The sequence below is a fragment of the Flavobacterium sp. SORGH_AS_0622 genome, assembly GCF_030818825.1.
In the GTDB taxonomy this organism is placed as follows: domain Bacteria; phylum Bacteroidota; class Bacteroidia; order Flavobacteriales; family Flavobacteriaceae; genus Flavobacterium.
In genome coordinates this window covers 4958791-4975790 of sequence record NZ_JAUTAX010000001.1, presented here as the reverse complement: position 1 = coordinate 4975790, position 17000 = coordinate 4958791, and the positions used below count along the sequence as shown (strand labels likewise).

Sequence of the window (17000 nt, the reverse complement as noted above, 5' to 3'; positions counted from 1 at the left end):
ATTAGAAATATAAAAAATTGATAAAGAAAAAGGCAGATTTTGAATCTGCCTTAAATTTTATTGTGGTACTGCGACTGGTTTTATGCTGTCTTTTGGAATAGCTAGACTGTCTTTAACAATAACAGGTTCAATAGGTTTTATTGGTGCTACGTATCTTTTTATTTTCTGCTGTATTAAAACGGCATCATTTAAAACAAAAGGAGTCGGCATCATCCAGTTTTCCCTGGGTTTAATATTAAATAATGGATTGCTCATTAAATCAAATGAGCTTTCTATTAAATCCATATCAAAAATAGACGATTTGTTGATGTAAAAATCCATTACAAGCGGTTCATTTCCGACAACATAATAACGTAGAATTTTACTGTCTTCTCGTTGTAAACGATTGCCTTTCTCTCCTAAAGTTGAAACGCCGTTGGCTTTAAAGTTGTAAAAGGTCATTTTAGGGTTAGCATAAATATCGTATCGATTTACTTTTCGGTTAGGAGTAATTTTGATTTTCAAATATCTATTATTTCCAATAACGCTGTCTCTTAAGAATTGAATTGTTGGTTTCGGAATATCGACAACCGGTGCAATTGCACTATGAGTAAAAGTTGTATTGTATTTGCTGGCAAGAGGAAGTCTATTTAAACCAACGGCATTTTTATTCTTTTCGCCCAAATAAGATTTGGTCCATTCGTCTAAATTTGTGTCATAAGTTGTCCATACTGCAGAATTATTATCAGCATTGTAAACGTATAATAAGCTGTTAGATTTGGCTTTTCCGTATTCATAATCAGAATGATATCCTGCGTAAATGAAAAATGAGATCGAAACTAGAAAGAAAACAACTGTCCAAACACCTTTTCTTGCGAAATCTCCAAATATTGGCAGTAGCAATCCGAATAGTAAAACAGTTAAAACAGCACTTCCAAATAGAATTTTAAGTCCTAACCCAACTGGGAACATTACTATAAATGGAGCAACGATTGCTAAAGCAGGAATACTAAAAAGCAGATTGACGCCTAAACTGTAATGTTGTGTAAAAACAAATATTCCGAATAAAAGTACTCCGAAATAAACTGGAATAATTAAGAAACCAGCACCTGTCAAGCTGTTTGCTAAAAATGCATTGATGATAATCCAGAGCAGTAAAGGTGCCACAAAATGATTCATCGTGATTTTGGCCTCGGAGAAATGATGATAGAAAGCAAAACAAATTGCAATGCTCAAAGTTACAAATGCCCCAATATATGCGTGGCCATTGTAGGTAAAACCATTTAAAAGGTCAGAATACTGAGGGTAAATTTCTAAGATCAATTTCCATCCTAAAAATGTCACCAAACCAGCGATTATAATTGAACCTAAAAGCGGTACAAATCCTCTAAAAATTTCTCTAAAAGTGATTATTCTTTTTACTTTTCCAATAAAGATAAATAAAACTAATAATCCGAAAGCAATTAATGTCATTGGCATTACCCAAGCAAATGGGTAACTAATAAATGAAAATGGAGCACTGAAATAAACATCGTCTTGAGTAGATTCTGTCTGATTTAAATCAATATTGGTTAAGTATTTCAGCAAAGGCATTATGTAAGTACCTTGATGTGCTAAAGTCGTTTTGTTTAGATGCTGTACATCGTCTTGCTGTGTGTGATAGTTGAAATGCCCATCGATAAAAGCAAAATTGAAACCTTGAATATTGCCTTGTTCTCTAAAAACAGTTAAGTCAGTATCATTAGGAAGCATTTTGTAGATACTGTACATCAACGAATTGGAAACGGGATGAGAAGTTTTCGCTTTAGAAAATTCTCTAACCAGCGCTTCGTTTCCTTTATTGGTTTCCATTAACATATAACTAGGGCCAGAAGATCCTCGAGCTTCAAAGTTTAAGGCCAAACCAACATCTTTTGCCCAAGGATGCTGATTGACGAATAATGCAGCTCCATTTAAACCTAATTCTTCGGCATCAGAAAATAATATTATGATATCATTTTTTTGAGGATGTTTCGAATATAAAAAAGCACGAACTCCTTCTAAAATTGTGGCAACACCAGAAGCATCGTCACTTGCACCTTTTGAGAAAGAATGCGGTGCACTGTCATAATGTGAAAGCAATAAAAGGGCTTTTGTATTGTTAGTTCCTTTAATTCTGGCCAGAATGTTTTTGGACTTTACTAAAATACCTTTATCATTTAGAGTAAAACCTTCCTGAACGCTAGTTTCTAAGCCTATCCTGTTTAGTTCGAGTTTAAGGTAATTGGCAACTAATTCGTGATTGGTTGACCCGACATAATGAGGTTTCTGTGCAATAATTTCTACTTGGTTAAGCGCTCTCTCGGTTGAGAATTCCGCAAGCGCTTCATCGTCTTTAGAAATTCCTTGAGGCATCATGGTAATGTATATAATGCCTAATAAAGCTAAGACACAGGCTATGGCTAGAATTGAGGTTTGGTTTTTTCTCATGGTTAACAGATACTAACTATATTTCTTTTTTAACAAGCATAAAATAATCATTGTCCAAGGAACGATAACCTTGGTCGTACAAGAAATAATATGTATTTCCTGTTTTGGTTTGCAAAATATTGGTAAAAAACTCAAAATCAAAGCCTTTTGTCAACAATTTGTCTCTAGAAGCCTTTGATTTTCCATCTACATTTAGCTCTGCCAAAATACGGTAATTTTTGCGTAACTTGTTATTTATATTTCGCATGAAATTAGTACTATCTTTATTTATTTTATTATTGTACGCATTACGGCAGCTGTCTGAGCAGAATTTTTTGTCTTCGCGGCCGACAATTTTAGCTGAGCATTCCAGGCAAGTTTTCATGTATTCAATTTTTTAATTTCATAAAGATCTGTTCTACGGTCTTTTAATGTTTTTACGCTTCCATGTTCGTGAAGTTCTTTTAATAAATTCAGATCAACATCTACAATTAAAGTCATTTCTGTGTTTGGAGTTGCTTCTGCTTTAATTCCATTACTTGGAAAAGCAAAATCAGAAGGAGTAAAAACAGAAGACTGCGCATATTGAATGTCCATATTATTCACTTTCGGAAGATTTCCTACGCAACCTGCTATGGCTACATAACATTCATTTTCAATCGCGCGTGCCTGCGAACAATGTTTTACACGTGTATAACCATTTTGTGTATCCGTCAAAAACGGAACAAATAAAATATTCATTCCTTCATCTGCTAACAGCCTGGAAACTTCTGGGAATTCGACATCGTAGCAGATTAAAATTCCAATTTTTCCACAATCGGTATCAAAAGTTTTAAATTGAGAACCACCCTTCATTCCCCAATGAATCACTTCATTTGGCGTGATATGAATTTTAGTATACATTTCTGAAGTTCCGTCTCTTTTACATAAAAAACCAACATTGTAAAGATTTCCGTTTTCTAGATACGGCATACTTCCTGTAATAATATTGATGTTGTATGAAATGGCAAATTCCTGAAAACGCTTTCTAATGGGATCAGAGTGGCGTGCGAGTTCACGAATCGCTTCTGCTTCAGATAAATGATTGTAGTCGGCCATTAAAGGCGCAATGAATAATTCTGGAAACAGTGCAAAGTCAGATCCATATCCCGAAACGGCATCAATAAAAAATTCAGCCTGCTCAAACAATGCCTCAACATTATTTAGCGGACGCATCTGCCACTGAATCAATCCCAAACGAATAATATTCTTCTTCAGATTAATCAGTCTTGGACTTTCATCGTAGTAAATATTATTCCACTCCAGTAAAACAGCAAATTCTTTTGATTCTTCATCGCCTTCCAAGTAATTTTTGATGATTCGTATCACGTGAAAATCATTGCTTAACTGGAAAGAAAGCACTGGGTCATATAATTCTTTGGTGCGTACTTTTTCGATATAAGTTTTAGGAGACATTTTTTTGGCGTGTTCCCTGTAACTTGGAATTCTACCAGCAAAAACAATTGCTTTTAAGTTTAGTTGCTCGCAAAGTTCTTTTCTTGCATCATACAATCGGCGTCCCAAACGCAGACCTCTGTAGTTTGGGTGGATAAAAACATCTATTCCGTATAAGATTTCAGCATTTTTATTATGTGTAGAAAATTTATAATCACCGCTAATCTGCTGGTAATTGTGTTTTTTGTCTACTAATTTTTCATCGACAATAAGCGATAATGCAGAGCCCACAACCTTTCCGTCAACTAAAATTACCAATTGCCCTTCTGGAAAAATAGAAAGCAGTCTTTCAATATCATCAGATCCCCAATACGAATCGGCCATTTCTGGATACGATTCAATCATCGATTTTTTTAGTTGTTTATAGTCTTCAATTTCTAAATTTCGTAACTCGACTTTATTAATTTTTGCCTGCATATAGTAAGATTTATCTCAAATATACAAAAAAGAATTTCCATTTACAAACGCTTACAAATAGTTACAGTCGATAGTAAATAGTTACTAACCGACTGTAATTGTTGAGTTGTATCATCTTTGCACTGTTGAAGTTGACGAACAATTTCAATTTATAATAACAATAAAATAATATACGCCATGAATGCAATGAAAAACAGAGTACAATTAATTGGGAATGTAGGGAATAATCCAGAAATTAAAACATTAGAAAGCGGTAAAAAGCTAGCCCATTTAACAATTGCTACAAACGATGTTTACAGAAATGAGAAAGGGGATAAGGTAGAACAAACCGAATGGCATCGCGTAACTGCGTGGGGAAAAACAGCCGAAATTATCGAAAAGTTTGTTGTAAAAGGAAAAGAAGTTGCTATTGACGGGAAGTTAACGCATAGAAGTTATGACGACAAAAATGGAGAAAAAAGATATATTACAGAAGTTGTAGTAAATGAAATTTTACTGCTAAGTAAATAAGCTTTAGATTGATAATTAATAGAAAATAAACCCGAAAGGTTTTAAAAAACTTTCGGGTTTAAAGTATTTTCATTCCGTAGGAATGTCTCATCGGTAGAAAAAAATGTAGATTGCTCATATACGTTCCATAGGAACGTGTGATTAACGGTGCTATTTTCGTAAAAAACAGATGTCCCTACAGGACACAATGCACAACAAAATATATTTTTTCTACCGATGAGATATTCCTACGGAATATTAAATGTAGAAGTAATTCCCGATTTTATAAGATCGAAACGCCATTAGCATCCGTTGTAAGCACTTCGCTCATATAATCAAAAAAAGGTCTCATGTTTTTAAAAGCATCCAAAGCCTGTTCTAAAAAATTTGGACTCAAGACTTCTTTATCTGTAAATCGTTTGATGACCAAAAATTGTTTGAAACGCAGCAAATCGATCGCAGGATGATCTATATCAAAACCTTTTGGAGCTGTTTTCAATTGTTCGCCCTGTAAAGTTCCAAAGTTGCTGATAAAAGATTTTGAGTGGAGTATGTTCTGAAAAGTTTCAGGATCGTAGGCAAATTCTGTTCGTATTCGTTTTAAATCTGCAGCGTTTGGTCCCCAGAAACCTCCAGCAAAAAAGCTGTTGCCTTTTTCTAGATGAAAATAATAACCGCCGCGTCTTGCCGCTGTGGCACGTGTATAACTGCCGCCCCAAAAAGTTTTAAAGGGAGTTTTATCTTTAGAAAAACGAATGTCGCGGTAAATTCTGTAAACACTTTTTTTGCCTGAAGCATTTTCTAAAACATCGCTTTTAGAGAGTTCTTTAAGTAAAGCGCCTGCAAAATTTTCAATATGATTTAGTTCTATTAAGTATTGTGGCTTATTGATTTCAAACCAAGGTTTGTTATTATTTTCTTTGAGCTGAACCAGAAAATCAAGACTCGATTTCGGTATTGTAACGTGGTTTTCCATAATTGAATTAAAAAAAATCTGAAGAATTGACTGCAATTTAAAACTAAAAAACCCACCAGAGAAATCTAGTGGGTTTTTCTATATTTTGTTAAGCAGTTTTTTTGAATAAATCAAACATAGGACAGCGTGAGCAGCGTTTCTTTTCGCTCTTTTTATATTTCTCACAGCAAGAAGATTTGCAATTTTCAATCTTCTTAATTTTATCAAGGATATCTTTGTTTTTCTTTTTCTTTTTATCCTTTTTCTTGTCCTTGTCTTTTTCTTTCTTGCTCAATTTTCCTCGGTATTAAAAACAGAGGCAAATATAAAAGAAAAAAGTTATTTTTAAATATTCTAAATAAACTTTAACTTTTTTATTTAGGATTAATAGCGATCGAGCTAGTAACTGTTAACTGCTGAATATCACGGTCGAATAAATACAATCCGCCTTTATCTTCACCAATCAAGTTGATTTTATCTAAGATAGATTTAGCTGTAGCTTCTTCTTCAATTTGTTCAGAAACATACCACTGTAAGAAATTATGTGTTGCATAATCTTTTTCTTCAAAAGTTATGTGTACTAATTCGTTGATAGATTGCGAAACAAAAATCTCATGATTGTAAAGCTCCTCAAACATTTCCTTAAATGTAGAATATGTTATTCTAGGTGCTTTTAGGTCTGTAACCTGAGCATGTCCTCCGCGTTCGTTAACATACTTAACCAATTTAAGCATATGTGCGCGCTCTTCATCTGACTGTGTGTACATAAATTGAGCGATTCCCTCTAATCCGTGTACTTCAGCCCAACAAGCCATAGAAAGATAAGTTTGTGAAGATTCTGCTTCTATGCGGATTTGCTTGTTTAAAGCCGATTCAATATTTTTTGATAGCATAATACGTGTCTTTTTTGTAAAATTAAGAAAAAAAGACCAACAAAGAAATTGTTTAAATGCTTTCGGATCTATTCAGATTCAGACTAAATATAGAACAGTAATGCTTTTTACTTTTTTTAGTATTATGTAATGGTTTGAAAATAAGATTGTTGAAATTTTATAAAAATAAAAAGCCCGAATTAGAATTCGGGCTTTATTACTATTCAAAGTTGTTTATTTCACAATAAAAGTAACTCTTCTTGCTAATCTTCTAGCTTCATCAGAATCTTTTTGGATTGATGTATCAGCTCCGTTAGCAATAACATTCAAACGAGATGAAGCAATTCCTGCTTTCTCAAAAATTGTTTTTATATTATTTGCTCTAGCGTTTGATAATCTTTCGTTGTATTCTGCTTTTCCAACTTGATCCGCATAACCTACAAGGTCAAGTGATGCAGATGGATTTTTTCTCAAGTAATTTAAAACAACGTCGATGGCTGCAGTTGAGTTTTCGATTGGAGTTGTTTTGTTGAAATCAAAGTACACACTGTAGTACTTATCATTGATCATTCTTTTGATCAAATCATTATCAACTGGCTGTGCTTGTTTTTCGATAACTACTTCTTTTTGTGCAGGAATCTTTTTGATTTGTGACTCAAGATCTGCTATTTTGTTTTCTAATGCTGAAAGATCAGTATTATCTGTAGTCATTACAGTCCAATCTGCATGCTTAGCATTTTTACCCAAGTAAACATTCAAACCAATAGTACCATTGAAAATTAATCCAGAAAAACCTCTGTTTTGACCAACGTAAGCGCCGTCAAAAGTATGATCTTGTGTTGAATTTAAAATTGTAGAGAAATCTCCCGTTAATGCAACTCTGTTTGATAATCTAATCTGACCTGTAACACCAGCAATAAAGTTTCCAACGATATCTCTTTCAGTAAAATTATCTGATTTTAATTGACCTACACCAAAACCTGCATGCCCTAATAAACCAAATGTATTAGTCCATGTTTCAAAATTCATGATACGTCCTAAGTTTGCAACTGCTTGTAAATCTATTCTATAGTATTTTGAATCAAAATCTATAGAATTACTTTTCGCAGTAAAACTATTGTATCCAAAATCAGCTTTCAAACCAAATTTGTTATTAAACATATAACGAACTCCTAAATCACCAACCCAAGGGCTTGGCGTATCTGTAGAGTAACCCGCTGAGAATGGTCTCTGAGGTTTTGTCAAACCACCGTTTAACTCTATAGACCACTTATTAAATCTAGTAGCGTTGTTTTCAGTTTGAGCATGTAATCCTGTTAATCCAAGAGCAAATGCGAGGGTCATTACAACTTTTTTCATTGTTATTGATATTTTAAATTTGGGGTCAAAACAACGATAAATTGTAAGTAAATACTTCCTCTAAAAGTCAAAAAGATATTAGAATAAGGTATATAATGGTGCTTTTAATCAATTTAAAAAGCTTTTATAAAGCGCAGAAAAAAAAGCCTTTTTGTAGTAAGTAATTGAGATTGATTTGTTTAGTCAAATCCATCTGTGAATTTTCTTAAAACGTATTCTTTTGAAGTAATGTTATAATAACCCAAAATGCTGTAATTGTTTAATTTCAGAATGTTTGGGAGAGAGACTTCTTTATGAGTGTCCATAAAATAATAAATTTTATCTGAGGCGAGAGGTTCATGTTTTTCTGTTGTTAGTTCCAGTTTTTTAGTCCAGACACTTTCAAAAAAAACAGAATAATTACTTTCTATATAATAGTTACGAGGAGGAAAGTCTCCAAAAAAATCATCGAACATATTAAAACCATTCATAGATATGGCCTTTGAATCACTGCCAGTTCCACCTAATGTGATAAAAAGATTCTTTTTGTTTTTAAACACAGAAAGACCAGCATCAACAGAAGCTAATTCTTTTAAAAATTTACTTGTTTTCTTAATTTCTTTAGGCTGTCTATTTTCTATTTGCATTAATAAAGGAGAATTATTAAAGCGGATAGTGTCATTTTTTGAAACAGTAAATGTCTTTATTAATTCGCCAGAATCGTAATCTTTGATATCAAATAGAAGCTCATCAGAATTGACATTAAACTGATAAAGTTTGTTTTCGTGATAAAAAGAATTTGAGGTTCTTGCATTTTTATGACCGAGCGGCTGCATGAATGTCTTCTCTTTGATTTCCAGATTGTCCAAATTGATATCAAACAACTGCGTTTTCCTGAGACTTTGATCTAAAGTCAGAATTAAGCGATTTGGAAGCGTATATAATTTAGTTTTTGCAACCACTTTAAACAGCGGATTGTATTCCCCAGAATCCATTTTCTCAATCGGATTTTCATTCAAAATTTGATTGAATGTCTTTTGCTGTGTTTTTCGATCGCGAAAAATGAAAGGAGAGAAGTCGAGAAACCTTTCTTCGGCCATTCCATTTTTAAAGATATAAGCAGTTAATGCCTGCTTATCTTTATATTTCATCAATAAGTAAAAATTATTGTCTTTTTGATATTGAGTAACAATAGATTGATTGTCAACAGGCAAAGCAAATTTTAAAGCTCTGGTTGTTTTATTTTCAAAGTAGTATTTGATAACTATAATATCTTTTTGTTCAGGCGATAACCAATATACTGTTGGGTTGCCATCTTCACTAAAGCTGTATCCCAATAAAGATCTGTTTTCGACATATTGACGGCTAGTTACAAACTGATCTTTTAAAAAGAAAGCACTATTGTATTTTAGAATCGTAAAATTATTGGGAGATGCTATAAAAGCAAATACATCATGTGTAGTAGTGTTTTCTGCGTTTAAGAGCTCACATTGATCTTGTACATTTTTGAAATCTATAGGATAAGAAGTTAACACTGTTTGACTTATCGAAACAGTGCTAAAAATTATAGACAGAAAAAGAAAGATTTGTTTCATGTGTTTCTAGCGACAAAAATCATTCCATTAATTTATTGATTCATAAGCTCTTGAAAAAGATCTACAAATTGACCTACATGCATTCCGTCCATCAAACCATGATGTACATAAACCGCCATCGAGATGGTTCTTTTACCCGTTTCAGATACCATCATTTTTCCAAATGAAATTTTCGGACAGCTGTCAGGATATGTAAAACTTCGCGCATGCGTAAGTGATGTAAAATTCAACCACGGAATTGCAGAAAAATGTATGAGATTATCATCATCAAATGATCTGGTAAAAAGTCCTGTTGTATTTTGAATGCGTTCGATTTCTTTTAAAGCGATTTGCTCGAAAGTTTTAAAATCGGGATGATATTCGATTAATGAAAATCCGAAAGTTCCGTCTTCGCGTCCAATTGTTGCCGATGCATCTACGCGATCATTAATATAAATCTGCTCTCCTGAAATTCGATATTTAAAATTTTCAACTGCATTAACAGCGGCTAAAGTTTTGTGTAAATAGAAAATGAAAAAAGAAGCGTTCATACTTTTTGCGGTCTCATACGCTTTTGTACAATCGATTTCGACAGTTGCACCAAAAAACGGTTCTTCCATCTGTTTAAAATGAGCAAAATGCTCCTTTCTATTCCAGTTTTCTAAGTCTAAAAGTGTTTTCATTATAGTAAATTAGGAACAACTTCTGCAATAGTATCAAAGGAACTAAAATGCTGGTGTTCTACTTTGTGATTTATTTTTTCGTGTTCCCAAGTGGTGTGAAACGGAATGTGAACGGCATAACCGCCAATTCCCAAAACTGGAAGAACATCTGATTTTAATGAATTTCCGATCATCAAAAATTCATGTGCCTGAATGTCTAAACGGCCCAATAGTTTTTCATAATCAACTTCTTGTTTGTCTGACATTACTTCAATATGGTGAAAATAATGCCCTAAACCAGAACGATGCAATTTGCTGTGCTGATCTTTTAAGTCGCCTTTTGTAGCAACAACTAATTTGTATTTTCCGTGTAAAGCCTGTAATGTTTCTTCGATTCCGTCCAAAAGTTCAATTGGTTTTTCAAGTAATTCTTTTCCGTATTGAATGATTTTTTCGATTACTTCAACTGGAATTGTATTATTTGAAATATTCATTGCAGCTTCAATCATCGAAAGAATGTATCCTTTAATTCCGTATCCGTATAACGGTAAATTGGCAATTTCGATTTTGAATAATTCCTGAGAAATGCCTTGATGCGAAAGATAATCTTCCATCAAAGCACAGAATTTATGTTCGGTTTCCTGAAAGTAAGGTTCGTTTACAAATAAAGTATCATCGGCATCAAATGCGATTACTTTTAAATTTGGTATTTTGCTTTTATGTAACATAGTTTTTTTGTTTCAAGTTTGAGGTTTCTTTTCAAGTTTTTGCCACGAATTCCACTAATTTTCTCGAATTTTTGCCACAGATTATTAAAATGATTCTTTTTAAATCTGCTCAAATCTGCTGAATCTGCGTGAAAACTAAATCTAATTCTTTGAAAACAGTCTTTTTAAAGAAATTGTTTTATCGTAAAAAGTAATTCGGATTCCGAAAAGTAAAACGATTCCGCCGAAAACCATTTGTAAAGTTATTTTTTCTTCTAAAAACAACCAAGCTAAAATGGAGGTAATTACAGCCTGACTCAATAAACTTAAAGAAACGCGGGTTGCGCGCATATGTTGTGTTGCGTAACTTATCGAAAGCCAGGCACACAATTGACAAATTACCGCCTGAAGTATTAATACAAACCAGCCTGTATTGGTAAAACCTGTAAAAGGCTCGTTTAGCGAATAACACAAAATTCCCAAATAAATACTCGAAGCCATCAAACTAATCGTCATAAATGATAAAACATCAACTGTTGAAAGCACATTTTTGCTGACCAAAAGATAAATCGAATATAGAATTCCAGATAAAACGGCAAAAAGGAATGCTTTATCAAAGTTTAAATCGATAAAAAACTCAAATCCAACTAAAGTGATCATTCCGAATAAAGCGACCAATGTTCCGATCCAGAAATTTGTGGCAGGTTTTGCTTTCAGAAAAAAGAAAGAGCCAACACCAACCCAAACTGGAGATAAATTGGTCAACAAAGAAGCCTGAGTCGCGCTTGATTCCTGAATGGCGATATTCCAAACCGCAACATCCGAAGAAAACAAAATCCCGCAAAGCGCTGCTAAAAGTGTAAATTTAAGAGTCGGAAGTTTGAAGTTTTTACTTAAAAGTACGTAAGGCAATAACAGAATCACAGCAAAAAACATTCGGTAAAAAGCCGAAATTAATCCTGGTGTTAAACGTAATTTTACCAATATCGGGAAAATAGATATGCAGAGTATACCGCAGATTAAAGCTAATCTTGGTTTGGTGAGTTTCATTTAATGAATTTTAGTCGTGTATTATTTTTCAAAGATAACTGAGAAAACAACTATTTTGAAAGCAAAAAGCGTGAATCGATTAAAAATAATAATTGATTAACGCTTTTTTGTTGTTTTAAGCAGCTATAAATTTACTGCACGCTTTCTGAATTTGTTTATCCGAAAAAGGTTCGAGTGTTTTGGCAAGCATTTTGCTGATTTTGATGCACTCCATCATTTTTGATCTTAGCTCTTTGTCATCTCCCAAGTCTGTTTCAAGAATTCTCTTGAAAATTTCAGACAGATAATTGGGCTGTTCTCTAAAATCTCCTTCAAACCAAAGGTCTGACAGGAATTTTGCCATCGATGGCATTACATCGTGGTGTGTCGGTTTTTGATTTTCTCTTTGCATATCGAAAATATTAAACGCACGAAACCCTCGCTTTAGATGTGCAAAAATACCCCAGAAGGATAGATTTCCCGAGTTTCCATAGGGCCATCATGGCGAGGGTTCGCTTATTGTTAACTTTTAATAAAGTTCAGAATTACTTCTGAAGTATTTTTGCAAGACAAACTTACAAATATAAATTTATAAAAAGAAAGAAAAATCTTATTTTAATCTGGTGATATTGTCATTTCGAGGAACGAGAAATCGCACTAGAAACTCAACAAACATTGCATGAATCTCGCGTGCGATTTCTCGTTCCTCGAAATGACAAACGATATATTTACTGTCTAAATCAGTTTAATTTACTGTAGCTCCATTCGGCGCATCAGCATCTGGATTTACAAAAACCAATTTTCCTTCAGCATTTGTTGTCATCAAGATCATTCCTTGACTTTCAACGCCGCGTAAAGCTCTTGGCGCTAAGTTTGCTAATACAGAAACACGTTTCCCGATAATTTCTTCTGGAGAAAAACTCTCAGCAATTCCTGAAACAATCGTACGAACGTCAATTCCAGTATCAACTTTTAATACTAAAAGTTTGTTTGCTTTTGGCATTTTTTCAGCTTCCAAAATTGTTCCGATACGAATATCCATTTTCGCAAAATCCTCAAACTGAATTAAATCTTTTTGTGGTTCTGCTTGTTTGTTTTCAGCAATATTTGCGGTTTTTGTCGCTTCCAATTTATCTACTTGTTTTTGTATTTCTTCGTCTTCAATTTTAGCGAAAAGCAATTCTGCTTCACCAATTTTATGTCCTGCCGGAATTAAATCTGAATTCTCAGAAATGTCATTCCAGCCTAATGTTTTCTCAATTACAATGTCTTTTGCATCGCGGTCTTTCTCTTTCAAAAACTTACTGAATCCAGCAAAATGTTCTTTAAGATCACCTAAATTCAAGATTTTAGAAAGTTTAGAAGCTGTAAAAGGTAAAAACGGCTCAGCTAAAACGCTCAACGCAGCAGCAATTTGCAATGCCACATACATTTGAGTTTTTACACGCTCTGGATTGTCTTTCATTACTTTCCAAGGCTCTTCGTCTGCAAGGTATTTATTTCCTAAACGCGCAACATTCATCAATTCGCCTAAAGCTTCACGGAATCTGTAACGCTCAACAGAACTTGAAATTACAGCTGGATACGCTTTTAATTCGGCTAAAGTTTGTTCGTCAACTTCTGTAAATTCATTTGGCGTTGGAATAACACCATCGTAATATTTATTGGTTAAAACCACAACACGATTAATGAAATTTCCGAAAATAGCCACTAATTCGTTGTTATTTCTCGCTTGGAAATCTTTCCATGTAAAATCGTTATCTTTTGTTTCAGGAGCGTTTGATGTTAAAGCATAACGCAAAACATCCTGCTTATCTGGAAACTCTTCTAAATATTCGTGTAACCAAACTGCCCAGTTTTTAGAAGTCGAAAGTTTGTTTCCTTCCAAATTCAAAAACTCATTTGCAGGAACGTTGTCTGGTAAAATATAGCTTCCTTCAGCTTTCAGCATCGCTGGGAAAATGATACAGTGAAAAACAATATTGTCTTTCCCAATAAAGTGAACCAGTTTGGTGTCTTCATCTTTCCAATATGGTTCCCAATCTTTTCCTTCGCGCGCTGCCCATTCTTTCGTAGACGAAATATACCCGATTGGCGCATCAAACCAAACATATAATTTTTTTCCTTCGGCACCTTCAACCGGAACATCAATTCCCCAGTCAAGGTCACGCGTTACGGCACGAGGTTCCAATCCGCCGTCGATCCAAGATTTTACTTGTCCGTAAACGTTAGGTTTCCAGTCGTTTTTATGTCCTTCTAAAATCCATTTGGTTAAGAAATCAGAATAACGGTCTAAAGGTAAAAACCAGTGTTTTGTTTCTTTAAGAATTGGAGTTTCTCCAGTAATTGTCGATTTCGGATTGATTAAATCAGTCGCATTCAAAGTAGATCCGCAATTTTCGCATTGATCACCGTAAGCTCCTTCATTACCGCATCTAGGGCAAGTTCCAACCACAAAACGGTCAGCTAAAAACTGATCTGCTTTTGCATCGTACAATTGCTCTGTTACTTCTTCAATAAAATCACCATTATCATACAGTTTTCTAAAAAATTCCTGAGCCGTATCATGATGAATTTTCGCCGAAGTTCTAGAATAATTGTTGAATGAAATTCCGAAATCTGCAAACGATTTACGGATAATTCCATCATATTTGTCAATAACTTCTTGTGGTGTAATTCCTTCTTTTTTGGCTTTCATCGAAATTGCAACGCCGTGTTCATCGCTTCCGCAAATAAATGCTACATCTTTTCCCTGCAATCTTAAGTATCTCGAATATATATCTGCAGGTACATAAACCCCCGCCAAATGCCCAATATGAATAGGTCCATTGGTGTAAGGTAATGCCGCTGTGATCGTATATCTCTTTGGATTCTGTGTCATAACTCAATTTTATTGAGTGCAAAAATAAGCAATAGATTTGAGATTTTAATATTACATGAAGATTCGCACGTAATTTCGCAGAGTCACGGGAAGAAAAACACAGAGATTCGCTAAGTTTTTTAAAGTAAATCGAATTAATCTCGCAAAGGCGAAGAGTTTTTTTATGCCACAGATTAAAAGGATTATAAAAGATTTTAATTTTAAGTACTAATTGCCTCTAGCTTTAGCTGGAGGTTGTAATTCTATTAATTTATATGGCTTTAGCCAAATGCTTGTTTTGGGCTAAAGCCAATTTAGTGCGTTCTTATTATAATTACATCCAGCTAAAGCTGGACGCAATTCAAAAAAACTTTGCGGGACTTCTCCCCAAGTCTCGGGATCGCTCAGTCTGACAAAAGAATAAAACCTTTGCGACTCTGCGCCTTTGCGAGATTTTTTACCCTAACAATAAAAACCTTTGTGAATCTCTGTGCATCTCTGTGGTAAAACCAATTAAAATAGAACCAGTTTAAACTACGTTTACCACTTATAAATAAAGATATATTTCGCAATCTTTGCACTCGAAAAAAACAAGTTTATGAGCAAGACAAAATTAATCATCAATAAAAACGGATCTATTAAAATCGAAGGGGATTTTGAAATTATGGATCCAGAAGGAGTTCTTTACGGTTTACAAGGAAGATCTGCACTTGGACTTTGCCGCTGCGGATTATCTGCAAACAAACCATTTTGCGATGGAGGACACAGAAATAATTTCGAACACGATTCTGTTGCGTTTGACTTACCGCCAATGAAAACTAACTAAAATTCATTTAGGTTAAAATATCTTAAAACCGCATTCTATTGGGAGTGCGGTTTTTTTGTGCATTATTTTTTATAAAAGTAAGTTATTACTTAAAGAAACAAATATTACATTTACTGCAACTTTAATTTTCCAAAAATGAAAAAACTAATAATACCACTGTTGTTTTTGTTTTTCAGCGCCAGTTACGCTCAAACACAAAAAACGATATCCAGCGATTGGACGTCCTTCAATCAGACCATTGATATTCAGACTGCTGTTACGAAAAAATTTAAGGTAATTGCTTCAGTTAAAGCAGAAACTACAGAGCCAACGGCTTGGGCTGGAGTCTGGGCGAGAGTTGATACTAAAAATGATGAAGAAGGTTTTTTTGATAATATGCAGGACAGACCTGTAAAATCTAAAGAATGGAATTCTTATACCGTAGAAGGAACTTTAGATAAAAACAGCAAATCATTGAGTTTTGGAGGTCTTTGTATCAATAACGGAAAATTCTATTTTGACAAATTCGAATTATGGATTGAAAATGATAAAGGTGTTTTTGAACCTTTAACGGTTTTAAATTCAAGTTTTGAAACTGCTGTAAAGAATGGAGATATTCCGAAATGGAGTTTAGGAACCTCAAAAGATGCTATTGTTAAAGTAAAGGAATATAAAATTACCTCAGATAAATCGAGCGTCGACGGAAAAAGCAGTTTATTATTAGAAGGAAGCGGCATTAAACCAAGACCCGAAGCCAGAATAGGAAATGTTGAAGGAGCTTCACCAAAGATTGCCGACATGATTTCGATGCTGGAAGATCTTAAATCTCGTGTCGAAAGAACGGTTAAAAACATGAGTCAATATGAAATTGATTATCTTCATGATGAAGAGGCGAATCGAATTGGAGCTTTGGTTATGCATTTGGCTGCAGCCGAAAAATACTATCAGGTTTTTACTTTTGAAAACAGGGATTTTAATGAAGAAGAAAAGAAAATTTGGAACAACGCTTTAAATTTAGATCAAGGCGGACGTGACGAATTTAAAGGTCATGATATTCAATATTATTTGGATATTTATAATCAAGTCCGTGCCAAAACTATTGAAGAATTAAAGAAAAGAGACGATGCTTGGTTTGCCCAAGTTCAGTTAAAATATGATATGACCAATCAATATTGCTGGTTTCACGTAATGGAACACCAATCGAGTCATTTAGGTCAGATTTTATTTTTGAAAAAACGAATTCCGCCAGAGAAACCGCAACAAAAAACGCTTCCACAGGAAATTAAGAAGTAAATAGATGAAAGCTGCATTTTTTAAATGCGGCTTTTTTTTATCAAAAGAATTTGGATGAACTGGATAAATCGTTTAGAA

At 34.0% G+C, this 17000-nt stretch carries 16 protein-coding genes; 3 read left to right on the top strand and 13 right to left on the bottom strand.

The window, feature by feature from the left end:
* Positions 1 to 57: 57 nt before the first annotated feature.
* Genes QE431_RS21330 through QE431_RS21320 form a run of 3 tightly spaced genes read right to left on the bottom strand, consistent with a single transcriptional unit; the run spans position 58 to position 4338 of the window.
* Complete coding sequence (locus QE431_RS21330; RefSeq protein WP_307300078.1) at positions 58 to 2448, bottom strand: M28 family peptidase; 2391 nt, start codon at positions 2446 to 2448, stop codon at positions 58 to 60.
* Positions 2449 to 2464: 16 nt separating this feature from the next.
* Positions 2465 to 2812 (bottom strand): hypothetical protein, encoded by a 348-nt coding sequence (locus tag QE431_RS21325; RefSeq protein ID WP_057115356.1) that lies wholly within the window; start codon positions 2810 to 2812, stop codon positions 2465 to 2467.
* A complete protein-coding gene (locus QE431_RS21320) occupies positions 2809 to 4338 on the bottom strand; it encodes a bifunctional GNAT family N-acetyltransferase/carbon-nitrogen hydrolase family protein (RefSeq protein ID WP_057115355.1) in 1530 nt (509 codons plus the stop codon). Before QE431_RS21320 ends, QE431_RS21325 begins: the two co-directional genes overlap by 4 nt.
* 177 nt (positions 4339 to 4515) lie before the next feature.
* Between QE431_RS21320 and QE431_RS21315 the strand changes: the two genes are divergently transcribed.
* Entirely contained in the window at positions 4516 to 4848 is a 333-nt protein-coding gene (locus QE431_RS21315; protein ID WP_057115354.1) for a single-stranded DNA-binding protein, read from the top strand.
* 262 nt (positions 4849 to 5110) lie between these two features.
* Here QE431_RS21315 and QE431_RS21310 read toward each other — a convergent pair whose 3' ends face one another.
* The 10 genes from QE431_RS21310 to metG all read right to left on the bottom strand — a co-directional run bounded on the left by QE431_RS21310 (position 5111) and on the right by metG (position 14845).
* The gene (locus tag QE431_RS21310) at positions 5111 to 5803 is read right to left on the bottom strand and encodes a DUF2461 domain-containing protein (RefSeq protein WP_307300074.1); all 693 of its coding nucleotides are present in this window, start codon (positions 5801 to 5803) and stop codon (positions 5111 to 5113) included.
* Positions 5804 to 5891: 88 nt separating this feature from the next.
* Positions 5892 to 6077 (bottom strand): hypothetical protein, encoded by a 186-nt coding sequence (locus tag QE431_RS21305; protein ID WP_029271150.1) that lies wholly within the window; start codon positions 6075 to 6077, stop codon positions 5892 to 5894.
* Positions 6078 to 6156: 79 nt separating this feature from the next.
* The gene (locus QE431_RS21300) at positions 6157 to 6675 is read right to left on the bottom strand and encodes a ferritin (protein WP_057115352.1); all 519 of its coding nucleotides are present in this window, start codon (positions 6673 to 6675) and stop codon (positions 6157 to 6159) included.
* A 213-nt stretch (positions 6676 to 6888) separates the two neighbouring features.
* Entirely contained in the window at positions 6889 to 8013 is a 1125-nt protein-coding gene (locus QE431_RS21295; RefSeq protein WP_057115351.1) for an OmpA family protein, read from the bottom strand.
* A 179-nt stretch (positions 8014 to 8192) separates the two neighbouring features.
* Complete coding sequence (locus QE431_RS21290; protein ID WP_057115350.1) at positions 8193 to 9587, bottom strand: hypothetical protein; 1395 nt, start codon at positions 9585 to 9587, stop codon at positions 8193 to 8195.
* 32 nt (positions 9588 to 9619) lie between these two features.
* A complete protein-coding gene (locus QE431_RS21285; protein WP_134138692.1) occupies positions 9620 to 10249 on the bottom strand; it encodes a chloramphenicol acetyltransferase in 630 nt (209 codons plus the stop codon).
* Positions 10249 to 10956, bottom strand: coding sequence for an HAD family hydrolase (locus QE431_RS21280; protein WP_057115348.1), 708 nt, complete (start codon positions 10954 to 10956; stop codon positions 10249 to 10251). Before QE431_RS21280 ends, QE431_RS21285 begins: the two co-directional genes overlap by 1 nt.
* Before the next feature lie 141 nt (positions 10957 to 11097).
* Positions 11098 to 11985, bottom strand: coding sequence for a DMT family transporter (locus tag QE431_RS21275; protein ID WP_057115347.1), 888 nt, complete (start codon positions 11983 to 11985; stop codon positions 11098 to 11100).
* A 115-nt stretch (positions 11986 to 12100) separates the two neighbouring features.
* Positions 12101 to 12376, bottom strand: a complete 276-nt coding sequence (locus QE431_RS21270) for a hypothetical protein (protein WP_057115346.1) — start codon at positions 12374 to 12376, stop codon at positions 12101 to 12103.
* A gap of 333 nt (positions 12377 to 12709) precedes the next feature.
* Positions 12710 to 14845, bottom strand: a complete 2136-nt coding sequence (gene metG, locus QE431_RS21265; protein ID WP_307300062.1) for a methionine--tRNA ligase — start codon at positions 14843 to 14845, stop codon at positions 12710 to 12712.
* A 577-nt stretch (positions 14846 to 15422) separates the two neighbouring features.
* On the opposite strand from metG, the gene QE431_RS21260 reads away from it, so the two are divergent.
* Positions 15423 to 15650 (top strand): CDGSH iron-sulfur domain-containing protein, encoded by a 228-nt coding sequence (locus QE431_RS21260; RefSeq protein ID WP_057115344.1) that lies wholly within the window; start codon positions 15423 to 15425, stop codon positions 15648 to 15650.
* Between the two features lie 135 nt (positions 15651 to 15785).
* Positions 15786 to 16922, top strand: a complete 1137-nt coding sequence (locus QE431_RS21255) for a DinB family protein (RefSeq protein ID WP_057115343.1) — start codon at positions 15786 to 15788, stop codon at positions 16920 to 16922.
* Positions 16923 to 17000: the final 78 nt, after the last annotated feature.